Origin of the sequence: Flavobacterium phycosphaerae (genome assembly GCF_010119235.1) — a bacterium.
GTDB classification, from domain to species: domain Bacteria; phylum Bacteroidota; class Bacteroidia; order Flavobacteriales; family Flavobacteriaceae; genus Flavobacterium; species Flavobacterium phycosphaerae.
In genome coordinates, this window is record NZ_JAAATZ010000001.1 from 358,302 (window position 1) to 378,394 (window position 20,093).

Here is a 20,093-nt window from a genome sequence, read left to right on the forward strand (position 1 = left end):
GTAAAAATGCTTCTACTATATTACTCATAAAAATTAGCTCCCTATTTGACCAATTAAAATGTTATAAACAAAATAATCAACATTATTAACATTTATTCAACACGGACATCACATCTTATCTAATTGAAATAAAATACATTATAAATAAAAAATGAAATTTAATAGAGTTATCAATAATTTTAAGAAGTATTAAAAAAAGAAAATTGTTAATAAGTTTGCCCGTCATTGGGAACCTATTAACAATTAATTATTAAAACAGAACGGTATTTAAAACGGCAGTTGTTGCAGTTCTTTTGAAGCCAATTTAAACTCTGCTATTATCTCATCTATTATACTATTTACAGGTTTAATTTGATGAATTAACCCGGCAATTTGACCAATTTCTAATTCGCCTTCTACTAAATCACCCTCAAACATTCCGCGCTTGGCCCTGGCTCTTCCCAATAATATTTTTAAATCTTCGGGGGTTGGACATTGGGCATAAAGTTCTTGTATGTCGTTATAGAATTTGTTTTTAATCAAACGAACCGGAGCCAGTTCTTTTAACGTGAGTTGGGTATCACCTTCTTTGAGTTCGATAATCGTTTTTTTGAAATCTTCGTGAGCGGAACTTTCCACCGAAGCAGCAAATCGAGAACCCATTTGAACGCCATCAGCACCAAGAATCATGGTGGCCAACATACCGCGCCCGGTAGCAATTCCTCCAGCTGCAATTAAAGGGATAGCAATATTTTCTCTTACCATCGGAATCAAAGTGAGTGTTGTAGTTTCTTCTCTTCCGTTGTGTCCGCCGGCTTCAAATCCTTCTGCAACCACAGCATCTACTCCTGCTTCCTGAGCTTTTAGCGCAAATTTCGAACTGCTTACTACATGCACAACCGTGATACCATGTTCTTTTAAATGTGCTGTCCATGTTTTTGGATTGCCTGCGGAAGTGAAGACAATTTTCACTCCTTCTTCAATTATAATTTGAATAATTTCTTCAATATTAGGATACAACAAGGGTACATTGACCCCAAAGGGTTTGTCTGTAGCTTTTTTACATTTTTGAATGTGCTCCCGAAGCACATCAGGATACATAGAGCCGGCTCCTATCAAACCTAATCCTCCTGCATTGCTGACTGCACTGGCTAATTTATAACCGCTATTCCAAATCATCCCTCCTTGAATGATTGGATATTGTATATTGAAAAGTTGAGTGATTTTATTCATTAATTTTTAATGATTTTACCGGATTGTACTAACGAATTGCATTTTATTTTATAGAAATAAATTCCTGAAGTTAAAGCTTCTAATGAAATCGCTGCATTTGAATATTCGATACTTTTTTGAAGAACCAATTGTCCCAAAGCGTTATAAAAACTAACATTAGCCTGATCTGAATCAGCCGGAAACGATACAAAGAGTTTATCATACGCCGGATTTGGGTAAACCAAAAATTGTCCTTTAGCAGTATCGGTTACCGAAAGCGCTGTATCTAATGCCAACTGAAAATCGGGTATACCGTAACCATATTGATATGTAGGAAAGGAAAAACCATCAGCAGATTGTTTGACAAAATCGGTTATCTGTGCATTAGTTGCCCAAGGAACAGCTTGCCAAAAACTGGCTATAGCTCCGGCCAATATCGGACAGGAAAATGAGGTGCCGCTACCCGTTGCTATTGTTCCTGACATATTGGATAAAACAGCACTTTCGCCTTGCGCCATAACATCAGGTTTAATTCGCCCATCAAATGACGGCCCTATAGAACTGAAAGCTGCATAAGTTCGATCTGATTTTACTGCTCCTACCGTCAGTACATTTAAAGCATCCGCCGGAACTGCAATATTAGGGTTAGGTCCGGCTCCAGAATTTCCGGCACTTACTACACATATCATTCCGCGACTAAAAGCAATATCAGCTCCTTTTGAAATAAAGGAAGTATTGCCATTCATATCTTCATAAGTATAGCTATAACTTGGGTCATCGTATTGAAAATAGCCGAGCGAAGTTGTAATCACGTCCACACCGAGGCTATCAGCAAGTTCAGCTGCTTCTACCCAATAACTTTCTTCTACCGGATTTTCGGCCGCCGTGTCTTCGGTTATAAACAAATAGTATTGCGCATCCGGTGCGGTACCTACCAATTGATTTGGCACATAACCACCCATAGTCGAAAGCACCATTGTACCATGAGCGCCTCTGCTGTAAAAATTGGTATCGCCATCCACAAAATTGTATCCACCCAAAATCAGATTATTATCATGCAATCGTTGAAAAGGAGTTGCTGTATCTACATTGGGAAAACCCGCATCTAAGACAGCTATTATTTTTCCGGCACCCGTAAAATTTTGTTGGTGTAACAAATGAGCATTAAGCATTTGAATTTGGTTTGCGGAATTCCCATAAGCAAAAGTGGTATTCACATCCAAATTCTTGTTCACTTTACCGAGTACTTTTTTCTTGCTATTTGCCATCCTATTAGTACCATTCAAACTTTTATCTGCAAATTGAATATGATCTACAAAAGCTAAATCGGTTAAACTTTGAATATTGGCAATACTTCCCCTTACGTGAAGCGCATTAAACCATTTGGATTTGGCTTTTACCACAATTCCGTCAACTGCGATTACAGCATCAACATAGGGTTGATGAAGCGGAACATCTTTATTATCCAGTTCAATATTTTGATTTGCTCTTCTGTCTAAAGCTCTTTGGGAAAGCATTTCTAAAGGATTGTCGAAATAAAATTGTGCATTAGGTTTATCCGTAAAATAAACCCAAGCATCTTCTTGAGAAAAACTCAGTAAACTTGTAAATAGAAATGCAATAAAGAATATTTTTTTCATAGCCTTTATCCTTTTGGAAAGTGCTAATTTATGAAATTACTCCTGAACCCACTAATTCATCACCAATATTCCAAGCAACAAATTGTCCTTCAGTAATGGCGGATTGTGGTTCTTCAAAAGCAACATACAAGCCACTTTCAAATTGGTACAACATTGCTTTTTGCAACGCCTGACGGTAACGGATTCTCGCCATAACGGGCATTGATTCGCCAGTTTTCAAAGCTAAATCTTTTCGAATCCAATGAATTTCAGACGGCTGAACTCTCAACGTTTTTTTAAATAAACCCGGATGATTTGCCCCTTGACCTGTATAAATTGCATTTGATTTCACATCAGTAGCAATAATGAATAGCGCCTCTTTAGTTCCACCAACATTTAATCCTTTTCGTTGTCCGATAGTAAAATAATGAGCTCCTTGGTGTTTGCCCACTACTTTGCCATTTTCAGGAGCATAAGAAATGCCTTTAGCTTCAAAAATCAATTGCTCTTCTAAGGAATTGAACTCAGGAGTTGCTTGATGGTATATTGGATTATCGGCTGCAATTTCATAAATCAAACCTTCTTTAGGTTGTAATTGCTGTTGCAAAAACTCAGGCAAACGCACTTTCCCGATAAAGCACAACCCTTGAGAATCTTTCTTTTCGGCAGTAACTAAATCAAGTTGCAGTGCTATTTCGCGAACCTCAGGTTTAGTCAACTCCCCTATTGGGAATAAAGATTTGGCTAATTGTTCTTGTGATAGCTGACAAAGAAAATAAGATTGGTCTTTGTTATCGTCTTTTCCGGCTAATAGTTGATAAACCTGTTTTCCATCTACAGCTATTTCGCCTTTTCGACAATAATGTCCTGTTGCCACAAAATCAGCACCCAGACTCAAAGCGATTTTCATGAAAACATCAAATTTGATTTCCCGATTGCACAACACATCAGGATTTGGAGTTCTCCCCTGCTCGTATTCGTTGAACATATAGTCAACGATTTTTTCTTTGTATTGTTCGCTTAAATCAACGGTTTGGAAAGGAATTCCAAGTTTCTCAGCAACCAAAAGTGCATCGTTACTGTCTTCGAGCCACGGGCATTCGTTAGAAATGGTAACGGAATCATCGTGCCAATTCTTCATAAAAAGACCAATGACTTCATAGCCTTGTTCTTTTAACAAATAAGCGGCAACACTCGAATCAACCCCACCGGAAAGCCCAACAACAACTCTTTTCATTTTAAAGCAAAAAATTTTGCTGCAAAATTACTTGTTTATTTATTATTCTTCTAGCGGTTTAACTCTTTTTTGGAATTTCTTGCCTTGCTTGTTCATGTTGACATCTTTGAGTTTATTCTTTTCAAGAATTTTCCACATGCCTACTTTTTTTCCGTTTTTAAAAAGTCCTTTGCCGGCAATCTTATTGTCTGTAGTTCTAAAAATGGCCAAGCCTTCATATTGCCCATTAACATAGGTAGTTTCTTCCAATAAGACTCCATTCTCAGCATAACTTTTATAAGGTCCGTCTTTGATGCCGTTTTTATAAACAGTCTCTTCTGCAATTTTGCCGCTTTTGTAAAAAACTTTTCTGACTCCATCTAATTTTCCATTGGTGTATTTTTCAAGAGTCATGATTTCGGGAGAATCTTCGTGGTAATATTTCCATTCTCCTTCGAATTGCTTATTTACTACTTTTCCTTCACTTACTTTATTACTTTTTTGGTTAAAAAAAGTGGTATAACACGAATTATTTTGGGTATTAAATTCACGGGTAGCAATGACTGTTCCGGCTTTAGTATCATCAAAGAACTTGAATATTCCAACTTCTTTTCCATGGTCAAATGTGCCTTCATATCGAGGTCGTTTCGATTCTTCATAAATACCTTTCCAGACACCATGCTTATTGCCGTTTTCGTCTAGTTTATTAAAATCCTGGGCAAAGGAAACACTGTTGATGAATAAGAAAATCAGGATATACTTCATTTTAATTGTTTTTTATATAACGGCGAAATGTCAATTTTAGTATGCAAAAATAGCTCTAAAAATAAAAACCATTTCATTTTTTATCTCTGTAAAATCAATCTCGTCTTTCTTTTTAGCGCATTAAATTTTACAATTCTTATGAAATACTTATATACTTTAAAGATTTAGTTGTTAATTTAAATGAATATTTTTATATTTGGAAAAAATTAAACCTTACTATAGATGAAAAATTTAATGAAAAAAATTACCCTTGTAGCAATAGCTTTTCTAGCTTTTTCGTGTGCTAAACCAGAGGATGAAAAAACAGTAAAATCAGTTTCTATCGCTGAAATAGCTACAGTAACTCCAGAATTAAGCAGTTTTGTTGAAGCTTTAGACTTAACAGGTTTAACAGCAACTTTTGAAAACGAAGGAAACAATACCGTTTTTGTACCTAACAATGATGCTTTTGCAAACATGTTAAGCAGTATGGGATATGGCTCTTTTGAAGATATGGAAGCTGACAAACCAGGATTATTAGCTAACATTTTAAAATACCATGTTCTTCCAAATTCAAGAGTTTTATCAACAGATTTAACTGATGGGGCTACTGCAACAACTTTATTGGGAGAAACTATAACTGTTAACATTGATGTTGACACTACTACAAACACTGATAACATTTCAATTACAGACCAAAATGACCTTACCGGAAATGATTCAAATATCATCGCAAGAGACATCAAATGTTCAAACGGTACGATTCACTTAATTGACAATGTTTTATTACCTGCTCCACCAGCAGACTAACAATAAAATAAACACAAAAAAAGGCTACCTAATCAGGTAGCCTTTTTTATGACTAAAATTCTGAAGTTATCTACTATTGCTACTTTGCTCAATCAACAATAGTTTATGGAATATATTTTTAACACTTGTAAAACTCCTGACGTTGTTCCTCATTTGACAATCTATTCTTTAATGGATATTGAAAAACGGTTTTAGATGAGCTACTAAACTAATATTACAAAAGCTTAGTTATTCGGAAGTTTAGCTCCTGATTCTGCAAAGCAAAATCTATGGCTAAGAATAGATTTACTCATATTTCAGTACTCGATATAATCATATGACAACAATAAAAAACTCCGCTTAAATATATTATTTAAGCGGAGTTTTTTATTTAAGCTTTGAGTCTTATTTCTTTTTATTCTGTAATTGTTTCTGCGCTTCGGCTTGTTCCATCATTTCGCGCATCTTTTTTTGGAATTTACCTTCGGCTTTTGGCTTGGTTTTATTCTCCTGAATCTGAGCGTGAATCTTGTCGCTATCGATGAAATACTTTTTAATGACAATCATAATTCCGATGGTGATTAAGTTGGAAATAAAGTTATACAAACTCAATCCCGAACCATAACTATTGAAGAATATTAACATCATTACCGGCGAAACATAAATCATAATTTTCATGATTTTCCCCATATCCGGCATACCGTCTTGTGGTGGTTGCGCCATGGCTTGATCGCCCGATGTCATTTTCATATAGAAGAAGATAGCAATAGCCGCCAAGATTGGGAACAAACTGATATGATCTCCGTATAACGGAATGTGGAATGGTAACTTTGCAATTTGGTCAAATGAAGATAAGTCATTCGCCCAAAGGAAACTTTTTTGTCTCAACTCAAATGCCGACGGGAAGAACTGGAATGAGGCATACATGAACGGTATTTGAATCAGTGCCGGGATACAACCTGCCATTGGATTAACTCCGGCTTTGTTGTATAACTTCATGGTTTCCTGTTGCTTCTTCATTGGATCTTTTTTGAATTTTTCTCCAATCTCCATAATCTCCGGACGCAATACCTTCATCTTTGCTTGCGACAAAAATGATTTGAACGTTATTGGCGACATGGCCACTTTGATTAAAATAGTGAAGATAATAATGGCAATTCCTAAGCCCATAAACGAACTCAAAAATCCAAATAGCGGAATGAAAATAAACTTATTTATCCAACCAAAAATACCCCAGCCCAGCGGTATGATTTTGTCAAATCCTCTATCGCATTCTTTCAACGTTTTGTAATCTGTTGGCCCGAAGTACCAATTCATTTTATAATCTAACTCTCCATTCGTAGCTATTAAAGGAAGATTAGCTCTAAATTGTTTGGTATAAGTGGTGTCAATTTTTTCGTCGTTTACTAAATTGTTAGAATGCAATTTTGAAGTAGCAAAGGGTGTTTTAGTGGCCAAAATGGTAGAGAAGAAATGTTGTTTGAATGCTACAAAAGTAACTTTCTCCGGAGTTTCTTCTTTATCTTTCCCCTGCCCTACATAGTTGTCTTTTCCTTCTTCATATTCATAACGAATGTCGGCATAACGGTTTTCATATGTAATACTTTTTTCGTTGCGGTAGGTTTTCATGTCCCATTGCAAATCGATTGGCTTAGTGGTATTCAAAACCGAATTCATCCCTTGTGAATGAATATCAAAATCAACTAAATATTGTTTTGGTGCCAATACATATTTGTATTCTAAATACTCGTTAGCTCCTGATTTTAGTTTCATCGACAAAATCTGATTTGCACCTGACTTGGTTAAAGTAGGTTCAAAAAATAAATCTTTTGTATTTAAAACGCGGTTGTCTTTGGTTTGCAACTGAAGATTAAAACTGGCATTGTTGTCTTTTATCAATTCAACCAATTTACCTGAATCTTTGTTGAATCGTTCAAAATTTTTCAAAGTCGCTTCTACGATGTACCCTCCTTTGTTGGCTATTTTAAGCTTGATAAGGTCGTTTTCTAAAGTCGTAAAATCGTCTTTGGCTGAAGGTAAAGTTGCCGAGTAAGCGAAACTTCCTAAAGAGCCTTGTAGTTTTTGTATTTTAACCGAATCAGCAACGGTAGTATCGGTGATGGTTTTAGCCATTTCCTGTGTTGGTGTTGACACCGATTTGGCCTTGGCCTCTTTCTCTGTTTTAGCTTTTTCCTGTTGCTCTTTTAACTCGGTTTGTCTGTTGTTATACATCATCCACATGATGACAACGAAGATTAAACCAAAACCGATTATCGAATTAAAATCAAATTTCTTTTTTTCCATTATTTACTTATTTGTCATAAGTGACAACTCGAGGGCCATCACTCTATTTTTTATGTTTTACCATTGCGGCCACAAAGCTAACAAAAATAGGATGCGGATTAGCAACTGTACTCTTATATTCCGGATGGTATTGAACGCCGATGAAAAAAGGATGATTTTCCAACTCTACAATTTCTACCAAACCGGTATCCGGATTTATGCCCGATGCTTTTAAACCGGCACTTTCTAATTGTTTTTTATAGTCATTATTGTATTCATAACGGTGACGGTGACGCTCCTCAATTTGGGTTTTTCCATAAATTTGGTGCGCTAAAGTACCTTCCTTGATATCGCATTTCCAAGCCCCTAAACGCATCGTTCCTCCTTTATCCGTGATTGTTTTTTGATCTTCCATTAAGGAAATCACCGGGTTCTTGGTTTCTTCGTTCATCTCGGTTGAATTGGCTTCTTTCAAGCCTAACACTGTTCTTGAATACTCGATGACCGCCATTTGCATTCCCAAACAAATTCCGAAAAAAGGAATATTGTTTTCACGAGCATAGCGAACGGTTTCTATTTTACCTTCTATCCCTCGACCGCCAAATCCTGGTGCTACCAGTATTCCATCCAATCCTTGTAATTGTTCTGCAGCTGTAGCCTCATCAATATATTCAGAGTGAATGCTGACAACATTTACTTTCGTTTGATTGGCTGCACCGGCATGTATAAAAGCTTCTAAAATTGATTTATACGAATCTTGCAATTCTACATATTTTCCAACTAAACCAACATTGACCGTTTGTTTCGGATGTTTTAATCGATGTAAAAAAGTATTCCAAGTTTTTAAATCGGGTGCCGCTTTTTTGGGTAAATTTAATTTCTTTAACGCAACGATATCTAAACCTTCTTCCAACATTAAATTGGGTACTTCATATATTGTAGAAGCATCAATAGACTGAATAACCGCTTCGCGTTTTACGTTGCAGAACAAGGCTAATTTTTGACGCAATTCGTCTGACAGTTCATGTTCCGTTCGGCAAACTAAAATATCCGCTTTGATTCCGCTTTCCATCAAGGTTTTTACGGAGTGTTGCGTTGGTTTTGTTTTTAATTCTCCGGCAGCAGCCAAAAACGGAATTAAAGTTAAATGAATGACGATGCTATTCTCTTCTCCTAATTCCCAAACCAATTGACGCACCGATTCGATATAAGGCAACGATTCGATATCACCTACCGTTCCTCCGATTTCTGTTATTACGATGTCAAAATTGCCCGATTTCCCGAGCAACTGCATGCGTTCTTTAATTTCATTAGTAATGTGTGGCACCACCTGAACGGTTTTCCCAAGAAACTCCCCTCTTCTTTCTTTTTCAATAACGGAAAGATATACTCTTCCGGTAGTTACGTTATTGGCTTGCGAAGTTGGAACGTTCAAGAATCGCTCGTAATGTCCTAAATCCAAATCTGTTTCGGCACCGTCATCTGTTACGAAACACTCGCCGTGTTCATAAGGATTTAGTGTTCCGGGATCGACATTGATGTAAGGATCAAATTTCTGAATAGTCGTTCTGTAGCCTCTGCCTTGTAGCAATTTGGCCAAAGATGCAGCGATAATGCCTTTTCCCAAAGAAGAGGTCACACCGCCGGTAACAAAAATGTATTTTGTTTGTGTTTGATTCATTGTAGTTGTAGTTGTGTTGTGTATGGTTGTTGTAAAAAACGAGGCAAAAATACAATATTAAAGTCAATTTGAAGATGAGTAAATTTGAAAATTTGAAAATGATAAGTTAGGCTTAGTTAGACACCCTCTTCAAATCTTCAAATTGTTTAATTTTCAAATCAAATTGGTTTCGGGTATTGCTTTTTAATGTTACGTACCAACTGTTCCAACCCATTTAATTTGAGTTCGTAAACGAGTTGCAATTGCTCACCGAGTTGGCCTTTGGGAAACCCTTTATTGCTGTACCACACCACATAATATTCGGGTAAATCAATAAGATAATAGCCTTCGTATTTACCGAAGGGCATTTTAGTATGAGCGAGTTTGATGAGGAGTTGCTGTTGGGAGTTCAAGTTTATTTCCAATTGAAAACAATTACCCTTTTGATATCGGGATGCAAACTGTAATGCACCGGACAGGTCATACCCGTGCGTTCCAAAATAATCTTGGTCTTGTCATTAACATTTGCCAACATATGGAAGGTAACGTGGATTTCAGCTATACGTCTGGGTTCTGTCGCCATTACTTTGGTTACCTCCGCAGTAGAACCGGACAAATCCACTTCCATTTCGCGTGCTTTTATTCCCATAACGGTAAACATGCAACTGGCAAGACCATTGGCAACGGTATCCGTTGGTGAAAAGGCTTCCCCTTTTCCGTTATTATCCAGCGGAGCATCTGAAATGATTTCGCTGCCGGATTGTAAATGAATGGAAGACGTTCGTAAATCGCCTAAATAGGTAACTTTGGATGTTGCCATCATAATGCTTCTTTAATCGTTAAATCGGTGTCGTAATACAAGATATAAATTCCTTTGTTAGAATAACCGGCTGTGGCATTTAACACATAGTCAAATTTGTTTTCAATTTGCTCCGAAGGATTGCTTAATACCGTTTCTTCAAAAGGCTTATCCTGAGACAAACGCAGCAACGTATCAAACGTCACATCGAACCCTCTGATGGCGTATTGGTTTGGCAAAATCTTATTCAGCTTTTTATATTTGGCATCAAACTGGTTGGCTTCTACTGTTTCGTTTGGACGGGAAAGAGAGGGATACAATAGTTTCAGTTTTGTCAATCGGGTTAATGTTACTTCTTCAAAATCTAGAGTTTCATTCGGCTCCATAATTACCAATTGTACCTGATAGTCTTTTTGCGCATTGAGCATAGCCGTTGTTGTGGCCAAAATCATTCCGGTGCTTTCAGAAGCTATGACTACGTAGTTCAGTTTGTCTTTTTGAAATAAAGCCTTTAAACTATCCGCAACAAAGCCTCCCTTTTCGCTTAAACCAACGATTCGAACTCCTTTTTGCATTTCCTGAATGTATTGCTTTATGCTTCCTTTTTTAGGGTCGACAACCGCTATGATGTTTCCACCTTTGGCTCGCATGTAATTGAAAATAGAGCTACGCAACATATCATTGGACGGCATTGATTGATATAAGTTGGGAAACTTTCTCCCTACCTCTTTTGATAGTGGCGAAATAACCGGTGTTTTAGAAACCGTCAGCAAATCAGCCAGCTTTTCCGCATTAGATTGATAGAACGGTCCCACTATAGCGTCCATAGTAGTTAAGTTATTTTGTTCGATTAAGGCTGCTACATTGGAACTGCTTTTGGTTTCCTGCGAATCCAATATTTTAATATCAATATTCAATCCTAATACCTTGGCAGAATCAATGGCCATCAAAGCCCCTGAATAAAAATCTAAAGTAAGATTCAGGAACTTGTCTTTTTTCAAACGCGCCTGAGTGGTGTTAACCGTGTCACTTTCAATCTTGCTGATATTAAATGGAAAAAGTAATGCGAGTTGTTTCCTCGCATTAGTGTTGATCTTTTTCATCAAATTTCCTTGTCCTTGTTCTTTAGCCGGGACGGGGACTTCTTTTTTGGAAATAATGGGAACTCTCAGAATCATACCGGTTTTTACACCTCTTTTTAATTCGGGGTTGAGTTCTAACAATTCGCTTTCTGACATACCATAATCGGTAGCGATGCTTGAAATAGTTTCGTTAGGTTTTACCACATATTCCTGTAAATATTTTTTACCACTTGAGGTTGGCGTAACTTCTTTTTGCTTGATACCCGAAACCGTTGGCGTTTCTGCATGAGCCGCCGGTAAGGGTGTGGTACCCGAAACCACTAGTTTCATTCCGATTGGGAAGCTGGTCAAAATTTGCGGATTTAGTTGCTCTAACTCCTCTATGGTCATTCCGTATCGTTTAGAAATCCCGTATTTAGTTTCTTTTGGTTCAATGATATGAATAGTCGTTTCGCCTTTCGGACTTGCTTTTGGTTCTTCTTTTACAACCGGTTTTGGTGTTTCCTTAACAGGTTCTTTGGTTACAACCGGTGCTGAAACTACTGCAGTTGCTATACCGGTAGACGCCGGTATTTTGATATTTTGACCTATTTTCAAACCATTATTCAACAAATCACCATTGGCAGCTTTTATCTCATCAATAGTAACATTGTATTGTTTTGAGATGCTGTATAAGGTTTCTTTAGGTTGAACCAAGTGCGTTGTTGGCGGATTCCCTTTGGGTTGTGTTACCGATGCTGTAGTTGCTATAACACTAGTAGGCGGAATCAACAATACGCTATTTAACTGAATACCGTTTTGAGAATCAGGATTGAGTTTGTAAATATCAAAAGGGTTACCTTGTATTTCTGTGCAATGATGTTAACAGTTTCTCCTTTACTAACCGTGTGCTTGATGTATTTTTCTTGCTTGGCCGAAACGGTCAAAACAAATGAAAATACGGTTAGAAGTATTGAAAAAAGAATGCGGTTTTTCATGTACTAATTATTTTATTTATGGCTAAAATTAACAAATCTTTTTTATTTCAAAGCAAATAACCGATTTTTTTTAACCGTTTGTCGAGAAAGTGAGTATTACTCCCACTCTATCGTGGCCGGTGGTTTTGAACTGATGTCATAAACAACGCGGTTTACTCCTTTAACTTTATTGATGATTTCGTTAGAGATTTTCATTAAAAAATCATAGGGCAAATGCACCCAATCCGCTGTCATTCCGTCGGTTGACTCAACGGCACGAAGGGCTACTACTTTTTCATAAGTTCGTTCATCGCCCATTACTCCGACACTATTTACCGGAAGTAAAATGGCTCCGGCTTGCCAAACTTTATCGTATAAGCCGTGTTCTTTTAAACCGTTGATAAAAACGGCGTCAACTTCTTGAAGGATTCTGACCTTCTCCGGTGTGATGGCGCCTAATATTCTTATGGACAAACCGGGTCCGGGGAAAGGATGTCTGCCTAAAAGTTCGTCATCAATACCTAATGTTTTGCCTACGCGACGCACTTCATCTTTGAAAAGCATACGCAAAGGTTCAACGATTTGGAGTTTCATATAATCGGGTAAGCCTCCTACGTTGTGGTGTGACTTGATGGTGGCTGAGGGCCTTTGACTGAAACGGATTCGATTACATCCGGATAAATGGTGCCTTGAGCCAGCCATTTTACATTCTCAATATGGTGTGCTTCGTCATCAAAGACTTCGATGAAGACACGGCCAATAGCTTTCCGCTTAGCTTCCGGGTCTTCGATACCGTCAAGAGCTGATAGAAAACGTTCTGAAGCATCTACTCCTTTTACGTTTAAGCCCATGTCTTTGTATTGGTGCAGTACATTTTCGAATTCATTTTTGCGCAGCAGACCGTTATTGACAAAGATGCAATAGAGGTTTTTACCAATGGCTTTGTGCAGTAAAACAGCAGCTACTGTTGAATCTACTCCGCCTGATAGACCTAGCACTACTCTATCCTCTTTTACTTTTTCCTTTAGTTCTTTTACGCAATCATCAACAAAAGCGTTGGGTGTGAAGTTTTGCGGCACTTGGGCAATCTTGACTAAGAAGTTTTCGAGGATTTGTTTGCCGTCAGTAGAGTGATATACTTCGGGGTGAAACTGAATGGCATAAGTGGTTTCGCCTTGTATGCGATAAGCGGCATTGGCTACGTCTTTGGTACTGGCAATCAACACGCCATTGGTAGGCAGTTGTTTGATGGTATCGCTGTGGCTCATCCAAACTTGAGAATTCAGGGCTACTTCATCCATAAAATTTTCGTCGTCTTTGATGAACGACAAGTTGGCTCTACCGTATTCGCGGATGTTGCTTGGGGCTACTTCGCCACCATTGAAGTGGGCTAAATATTGGGCACCATAACAAACGGCGAGCAAAGGGAGTTTGCCACGAATTTGGGATAAATCAGGATGAGGAGCATCTTCGGCTCTTACGGAATAAGGGCTACCGGAAAGGATAACCGCTTTGTAGGGTGATAAATCATTGGGAAAATGATTAAAAGGGAAGATTTCGCAGAAGATATTCAATTCCCTTACGCGGCGTGCAATTAGTTGTGTGTATTGCGAGCCGAAATCTAAAATAAGTACGTTGTGTTGCATGTGCAAAAGTACTATTCTCCTTTGAAAAATAAAAACCCAATCCCCGAATATAAAAATAAAATAAAATAACACCAACCCCAACAACACCCCAACCAAACAAAAACACCCGACAACGCATAGCCGCTGTCGGGTGTCATTTCTATTCAAAAAAAGTAATTACTCTTTAATTATCTTTTCAGTCATGACGCCATTCGCCGTCGTCACTTTCAGGAAATAAATCCCGTTAGCATACCCCGATAAGGCCAAAGTATCCTGCAGCCCATTGCTGAGTTGCGTCAACAACTGCCGCCCGTTTACATCAAATAACTGCAGCGAACGCAACAACTGCTTACTGCTCACAAGGACACTATGCGTGGCCGGGTTCGGAGATAAAGTCACCCCCGCAGCAAGCGACTGCTCCGGTACCCCCAGCACCTGAAACGTCGTTGTCGCCGTGTTGGTAACTATCGGAAAATTATAATCAAAATAAATCGAAGCAGTATTCATAACGGCATCCCCCGCCGTCAACGTACTCTTGGTTTTAATTTTAAAAATAACACTGCCGTCATTAACGGAATCCGCTGTACCCAAATTGATGTAGTCAAACAAAAACGTAACCGTATTACCTTCAATACGAGTAACCATCGGATGGGAATTATACAACACCTGCAACGATTGAATATCAAAACGGGTAGTGTCAATGACATCCTTTACCACCACAAACGTAGCCGGCGCCGTACCGGTGTTTTCAAAATGAATGTCATAATGCAAATAATCCCCTGTTTTCGTCACCGATACCTGATCTCCCTCCAAACAAATCTTGCCGTTAGGATCATACGACCCTTCTATGACTTGTCTGAAATCAAAAACATTATCCGCCGGAGTAGCATCACCAACCAATGGATGCACTTCCGCATGAAACTGCAATACGTCTCCAATAATAGCCGGCGGAGTATCCGTGGGCGAATTAACATTAAAAATCACGATAAAACTTCTGCTCTCAAAAGGAAACAAGTTGGCAAAATTCCATTGCAACAACCCGCTGCTTTGGATATCCGGTGCCGGAGTAGCTGGCACATAATCCAACAACCCATCATCATACCCCAACGATACATCACCCGAAAGTATTTGATTCCCCTTGTTTTTATAGGTTACCAAATAGTAAGCATCAAACCCCGGACGCGCTGGCTTGTTCATAGCCGGTGATACGACAACTTCCAAATCCGGATGAACCCCATTGGCAGCAATACAAAAATTCTGTATCTGAGCATTGCTGTTCAGAAAGGGAAAAGTAACATTGGTAGAAGGCGGAGTTACCGTGAACCAACTCGGATTCTCCAATTGAGTCGTTACCGTATAAGCACCCGTACTGGCAAATAAGCGGTAACTACCATCCGTGTTGGGATATACCCCACTACTGTCGTTAGGCCCCGTCAAATCAATACGAATACAATTCGGAAACAAAGGGTCTGCAGCATCACAACCATTATTGTTATAATCAAAAACAACCTCCCCAAAAAGACTGTTGTAATTCCCACCCGGTGTAAAAGAACAATACGAACTCACCACCGTAGTAGGGTTGGCCGCCGCCTGAATACTGGCTATCTGGAGCTCATCAGCACAGATGTAATTCAAATCCGGATTGCCCGAGATATTCAACACTTCATCTATCCCGTTCTTTATATATAAAGTACCCAGCGCATTCCAACTGCAATCCAAATTCGCAAGATAGGGATACTGGTTCAAATCAAGGGTACTGATTTGGTTGTGCTGAATATACAATTGCTGCAACAAAGGGTTTTGCGACAAATCAATCGTAGTCAATGAACAGTTATTACAAGCCAATACCGTAAGCTGGGTATTATGGGATACATCCAACCACCCAATAGGATTAGGCCCACATAATAATTTACCCAACCATATATTAGCGCTAACATCGAGAGTCGTAATCGCATTATCACCACAATCCAAATAACTCAAATAAGGATTATGAGAAACATCCAAAGCGGTCAATTGATTGTACGAACATTGCAAATGACCTAAATTCGGAAGATGGGTAACATCCAAAGAGGTCAAGGCGTTTTGAAAACAAGCCAAACTGGCAATATGCGTATTGTGTGTCACATCCAGCGAAGTAATACCATTATGAACACAGTTTAAGGTAAAAAGGTTTACATTGTGAGTAACATCCAGTGCCGCTATGTAATTATTGGCACAATTTAAAGTTACCAGATTGGGATTATTCGCTACATTCAATGCCATCAAATAATTAGCTTCACACTCCAACCGCTCCAACAACAAATTTTGTGAAACATCCAAAGTACCCAAAAAACAACCGGTACATAATAGTTTTTTAAGCTGGGTATTCTGACTGACATTCAAAAAGCTCAAATGATTCAAACTACACTTAAAAAACTCCAAATTAGCAAACGAAGCAATCCCGGTAACATCCGCAATATTGGCATTATCCACAAACAACTCCTTTATCTGTAACGCCTCACTCACCTGAATCTGCCCGTCATTGTTCGCATCAATGGCAATATAGTTGCCGGCCAAATTCATAGCGATCGGATTAGTCGGACTGGCCGATAATAATTTCGCTTTAAAATTGGCATCCGGTATAGTCACTACTTGTGCTCCGGCCATACCAAATACTAACAATAACAATAAGTACATTTTTTCATAAGTTACTTTAATAAAGTGAAAAATAAGTGTTTACCAATAGAATGGCATCTAAGTTATAAAAAAATACTGAATAATTTTCTGAAAGTAGTTTTAAACGTTTCCAACATCGCTATCGCTTGTTCAAAATCCACTCCTATTGGCACTCAAAGACCCTAAAAGCATAAACACCAACACGATTCTTACAAAAAATAGCACCACATCAATCCCCTCCTACAAACCACCTCAAAAACACCATTCCGTCAATCCCTCTAAAATCAAGGACTCCAGCTCTTCCTACAAACCCTCAAACACTAACCCCTTTATATAGAGTTTACATAAAGGTTATACAAAGCTTATATTCCCCTTATACCCACCTTATACTCCCTTTACACTTCCCTTATAAACCCTCGCCCACACCCCATCACTCCATAAAAAAACCCGAAGGATGCTGTATCCTTCGGGTAGTTATATCTTGTAAGAAGCGTACCGTTTCCTATTTAAAAGCATTCAATCCGGGAAAGTAAGCCGTGTCTCCCAATTCCTCCTCTATACGCAACAACTGATTGTATTTTGCCATACGGTCTGAACGCGAAGCCGAACCGGTTTTGATTTGACCACAATTTAAAGCTACGGCTAAGTCAGCAATGGTGTTGTCTTCGGTTTCACCTGAACGGTGCGACATTACTGAAGTGTAGCCGGCATTGTGTGCCATGTTTACGGCAGCGATAGTCTCGGTTAAGGTTCCGATTTGGTTTACTTTTACCAAGATGGAATTAGCGATTCCTTTTTCGATACCGGTAGACAATCTTTCTACGTTGGTTACAAATAAATCGTCGCCTACTAATTGGGTTTTGTTTCCGATTAATTCGGTCAAGTATGCCCAGCCTTCCCAGTCGTCTTCGTACATACCGTCTTCGATAGATATGATTGGGTAATTGGCTGCTAATGACGCTAAATATTCAGCTTGTTCTTTGGAAGTTCTTACTTTTCCGGTAGCGCCTTCAAATTTAGTGTAATCGTATTTTCCGTCTACATAAAACTCAGAAGCGGCACAATCTAAAGCAATCATTACTTCGTCACCGAATTTGTAGCCCGCATTTTCTACTGCTTTTTTGATAGTATCTAAAGCATCTTCAGTACCTCCTGCTAAGTTTGGAGCAAAACCACCTTCATCACCAACGGCTGTTGAAAGGTTTCTGTCGTGCAATACTTTTTTCAGGTTGTGGAAAATCTCTGTTCCCATTTGCATAGCGTGGGTAAAGTTTTTGGCTTTTACCGGCATAATCATAAACTCTTGGAATGCGATTGGAGCATCAGAGTGTGACCCTCCGTTGATGATGTTCATCATAGGTACCGGTAAGGTATTGGCAGAAACCCCACCTACGTATCGGTATAATGGCAACCCTAATTCGTTAGCTGCTGCTTTAGCCACCGCCAAAGAAACGCCTAAAATAGCGTTAGCACCCAAATTGGATTTGTTAGGCGTAGCGTCTAATTCAATCATTAATTGGTCGATGTGATTTTGTTCAAATACTGACACGCCCATTAATTCGGGAGCTATAGTTTGATTTACATTCTTAACCGCTTTCGAAACGCCTTTGCCCATGTAGGCTTTTCCGCCATCACGCAATTCAACCGCTTCGTGTTCGCCGGTTGAAGCACCACTGGGTACAGCGGCACGACCTAATACGCCGTTTTCGGTTACTACATCTACTTCTATGGTTGGATTTCCTCGAGAGTCAAGGATTTGTCTTGCGTGTACTTTGATGATAATACTCATTATTTTTATTTTAAATTTTGAATTTTAAATGTTGAATTCTGAATTTTGAATTACAAATATATTCTATCTCATTTTAATTCTTACCCGAAAGCCTTTAATGTTATTAACGCAATCGTTTTAGTGGATTAAACCGTTTGTAAACTTTTGGCATTCTTAATATTGGTCACAAACTCATCAAACAAATAAGACGAATCATGTGGCCCCGGACTAGCTTCGGGGTGGTATTGTACCGAGAAACACGATTTTGATTTCATACGCATACCGGCTACCGTATTGTCGTTGATGTGGTAGTGTGTGATTTCTAAATCGGGATGCTTTTCCAGTTCTTCTCTGTTGACAGCAAATCCGTGGTTTTGTGAGGTGATTTCGCCTTTTCCTGTTAGGATGTTCATTACCGGATGATTTATTCCTCTGTGACCGTTAAACATCTTGTAAGTAGACACTCCGTTGGCCAATCCGATAATCTGATGTCCTAAACAAATACCGAAAACCGGTTTATCGGAAGCAATCATTTGTTGAGCCACAGCAATCACACCTTCTAAAGGTTCAGGGTCACCAGGGCCGTTGGATAAAAAATAACCATCAGGGTTAAATGCTTTAAGTTCTTCGAAACTGGTGTTGTATGGAAATACTTTGATGTAGCAATCTCTTTTGTCTAGGTTTCTTAAGATGTTTCTTTTGATGCCTAAGTCGAGTGCTGCAATTTTATAAGTGGCCTTTTCCTCTCCGAAAAAGTAGGGCTCTGTAGCCGAAACTGTTGAGGCCAATTCTAAGCCTTTCATATCGGGTACGTTGGCCAATTGTTGTTTCAGTTCCTCTATCGGCGTTTCGTCTGTACAAATCACAGCGTTTTGAGCACCGTTGTCGCGGATGTAACTTACCAACGCACGAGTATCTACATCGGAGATGCAGATTAGGTTTTGTTTTTCGAAATAGTCGTAGAGGTTGCTTTCGGAATCGGGGCGTGAATGGTTGAAGCTGAAATTTTTGCAGACCAATCCTGAGATCATGATTTTATCGGATTCGACTTCGTTGGCGTTTACACCGTAGTTCCCGATGTGCGGGTTGGTGGCTACCATGATTTGGCCGAAATAAGACGGGTCGGTGAAAATTTCCTGATAGCCGGTCATACCGGTGTTGAAGCAAACTTCGCCGAAGGTTTTGCCTGAAATTCCGATTGATTTTCCGTAGAAGATGGTGCCGTCTGCCAGTAGTAAGATGGCTTGTGGTCGTGTTGTGTATTTCATTGTAGTTGTGTTATGGACAACTCGAGAGTTGTCCGTACTTGTTGTGTGGCAAAATTAAAGTTTTCTGTTTAAATTCTAAATGGATTTATGAAAGTTTATAAACATTCCTATTGATTCCTTTTTAGCCCCGATGGGAGTGGCTACCGTGTAGCGCGGACAGCGGGAAAATGGATTACTGACAAAGCCCAAGCCATTCGCTCCTAAAAAGCATAAAAAAAAGGATAAACATAAATGCTTATCCTTTTAGTATTTGAGTTGGCAATCATTATGCCTCTTCTTCTTTTGATTCTTCATCAGTAGCAGGTGCCTCAGGAGCTTCTTCTGCAGCAGGAGTTTCTTCAACTTCTGCTACCGGAGTTTCCTCAACAACTACTGGAGTTTCAACCTCTGCAGCAGGAGTTTCAACAACTTCTTCTACGATTGGAGCTACTTCTTCTT

General features: G+C 38.9%; 14 protein-coding genes and 1 pseudogene. 1 reads left to right on the forward strand and 14 read right to left on the reverse strand.

Going from position 1 to position 20,093, the window contains the following annotated elements; all coding sequences use genetic code 11:
* Positions 1–267 precede the first annotated feature (267 nt).
* The 4 genes from GUU89_RS01540 to GUU89_RS01555 are packed head-to-tail and all read right to left on the reverse strand — an operon-like array spanning position 268 to position 4,791.
* Positions 268–1,212 (reverse strand): NAD(P)H-dependent flavin oxidoreductase, encoded by a 945-nt coding sequence (locus GUU89_RS01540; RefSeq protein WP_162126288.1) that lies wholly within the window; start codon positions 1,210–1,212, stop codon positions 268–270.
* The gene (locus GUU89_RS01545) at positions 1,212–2,831 is read right to left on the reverse strand and encodes a S8 family serine peptidase (RefSeq protein ID WP_162126289.1); all 1,620 of its coding nucleotides are present in this window, start codon (positions 2,829–2,831) and stop codon (positions 1,212–1,214) included. Before GUU89_RS01545 ends, GUU89_RS01540 begins: the two co-directional genes overlap by 1 nt.
* A gap of 28 nt (positions 2,832–2,859) precedes the next feature.
* Positions 2,860–4,047, reverse strand: a complete 1,188-nt coding sequence (mnmA, locus tag GUU89_RS01550) for a tRNA 2-thiouridine(34) synthase MnmA (RefSeq protein WP_162126290.1) — start codon at positions 4,045–4,047, stop codon at positions 2,860–2,862.
* 42 nt (positions 4,048–4,089) lie between these two features.
* Positions 4,090–4,791 carry a toxin-antitoxin system YwqK family antitoxin gene (locus GUU89_RS01555; protein WP_162126291.1) on the reverse strand — a complete coding sequence of 234 codons (702 nt, stop codon included), beginning with the start codon at positions 4,789–4,791 and terminating at the stop codon, positions 4,090–4,092.
* 222 nt (positions 4,792–5,013) lie between these two features.
* Between GUU89_RS01555 and GUU89_RS01560 the strand changes: the two genes are divergently transcribed.
* Positions 5,014–5,580: a fasciclin domain-containing protein gene (locus tag GUU89_RS01560; RefSeq protein ID WP_162126292.1), complete on the forward strand. Its 567-nt coding sequence runs from the start codon at positions 5,014–5,016 to the stop codon at positions 5,578–5,580.
* 384 nt (positions 5,581–5,964) lie between these two features.
* Here the strand turns inward: GUU89_RS01560 and yidC are convergent, their stop codons facing one another.
* The 10 genes and pseudogenes from yidC to carA form a co-directional block, all read right to left on the reverse strand.
* Positions 5,965–7,863, reverse strand: a complete 1,899-nt coding sequence (gene yidC / locus GUU89_RS01565) for a membrane protein insertase YidC (RefSeq protein WP_162126293.1) — start codon at positions 7,861–7,863, stop codon at positions 5,965–5,967.
* A gap of 43 nt (positions 7,864–7,906) precedes the next feature.
* Positions 7,907–9,523 (reverse strand): CTP synthase, encoded by a 1,617-nt coding sequence (locus GUU89_RS01570; RefSeq protein ID WP_162126294.1) that lies wholly within the window; start codon positions 9,521–9,523, stop codon positions 7,907–7,909.
* Positions 9,524–9,681: 158 nt separating this feature from the next.
* A complete protein-coding gene (locus GUU89_RS01575) occupies positions 9,682–9,915 on the reverse strand; it encodes a DUF3820 family protein (RefSeq protein ID WP_162126295.1) in 234 nt (77 codons plus the stop codon).
* A 2-nt stretch (positions 9,916–9,917) separates the two neighbouring features.
* Complete coding sequence (locus GUU89_RS01580) at positions 9,918–10,322, reverse strand: OsmC family protein (RefSeq protein ID WP_162128602.1); 405 nt, start codon at positions 10,320–10,322, stop codon at positions 9,918–9,920.
* On the reverse strand, positions 10,322–12,154 hold the full coding sequence (locus GUU89_RS01585) for an amino acid ABC transporter substrate-binding protein (protein ID WP_235921929.1): 1,833 nt from the start codon (positions 12,152–12,154) through the stop codon (positions 10,322–10,324). The genes GUU89_RS01580 and GUU89_RS01585 overlap by 1 nt, the downstream gene beginning before the upstream one ends.
* Positions 12,155–12,165: 11 nt before the next feature.
* Positions 12,166–12,360, reverse strand: a complete 195-nt coding sequence (locus GUU89_RS14895) for a hypothetical protein (RefSeq protein ID WP_235921931.1) — start codon at positions 12,358–12,360, stop codon at positions 12,166–12,168.
* Positions 12,361–12,456: 96 nt separating this feature from the next.
* Positions 12,457–13,985, reverse strand: a pseudogene (guaA, locus tag GUU89_RS01590) (glutamine-hydrolyzing GMP synthase).
* Between the two features lie 156 nt (positions 13,986–14,141).
* On the reverse strand, positions 14,142–16,640 hold the full coding sequence (locus tag GUU89_RS01595) for a T9SS type A sorting domain-containing protein (RefSeq protein ID WP_162126296.1): 2,499 nt from the start codon (positions 16,638–16,640) through the stop codon (positions 14,142–14,144).
* Positions 16,641–17,121: 481 nt separating this feature from the next.
* Positions 17,122–18,408 (reverse strand): phosphopyruvate hydratase, encoded by a 1,287-nt coding sequence (gene eno, locus GUU89_RS01600; RefSeq protein WP_162126297.1) that lies wholly within the window; start codon positions 18,406–18,408, stop codon positions 17,122–17,124.
* Between the two features lie 125 nt (positions 18,409–18,533).
* Positions 18,534–19,655: a glutamine-hydrolyzing carbamoyl-phosphate synthase small subunit gene (gene carA / locus GUU89_RS01605; RefSeq protein ID WP_162126298.1), complete on the reverse strand. Its 1,122-nt coding sequence runs from the start codon at positions 19,653–19,655 to the stop codon at positions 18,534–18,536.
* Positions 19,656–20,093 lie beyond the last annotated feature (438 nt).

Coding starts and splice junctions, on each gene's coding strand:
- GUU89_RS01555 (WP_162126291.1), bottom strand. CDS start 4,791: ATGAAGTATATCCTGATTTTCTTATTCATCAACAGTGTTTCCTTTGCC.
- GUU89_RS01570 (WP_162126294.1), bottom strand. CDS start 9,523: ATGAATCAAACACAAACAAAATACATTTTTGTTACCGGCGGTGTGACC.
- GUU89_RS01580 (WP_162128602.1), bottom strand. CDS start 10,322: ATGGCAACATCCAAAGTTACCTATTTAGGCGATTTACGAACGTCTTCC.
- GUU89_RS01560 (WP_162126292.1), top strand. CDS start 5,014: ATGAAAAATTTAATGAAAAAAATTACCCTTGTAGCAATAGCTTTTCTA.
- carA (WP_162126298.1), bottom strand. CDS start 19,655: ATGAAATACACAACACGACCACAAGCCATCTTACTACTGGCAGACGGC.
- GUU89_RS01545 (WP_162126289.1), bottom strand. CDS start 2,831: ATGAAAAAAATATTCTTTATTGCATTTCTATTTACAAGTTTACTGAGT.
- GUU89_RS14895 (WP_235921931.1), bottom strand. CDS start 12,360: ATGAAAAACCGCATTCTTTTTTCAATACTTCTAACCGTATTTTCATTT.
- GUU89_RS01595 (WP_162126296.1), bottom strand. CDS start 16,640: ATGTACTTATTGTTATTGTTAGTATTTGGTATGGCCGGAGCACAAGTA.
- mnmA (WP_162126290.1), bottom strand. CDS start 4,047: ATGAAAAGAGTTGTTGTTGGGCTTTCCGGTGGGGTTGATTCGAGTGTT.
- GUU89_RS01540 (WP_162126288.1), bottom strand. CDS start 1,212: ATGAATAAAATCACTCAACTTTTCAATATACAATATCCAATCATTCAA.
- yidC (WP_162126293.1), bottom strand. CDS start 7,863: ATGGAAAAAAAGAAATTTGATTTTAATTCGATAATCGGTTTTGGTTTA.
- eno (WP_162126297.1), bottom strand. CDS start 18,408: ATGAGTATTATCATCAAAGTACACGCAAGACAAATCCTTGACTCTCGA.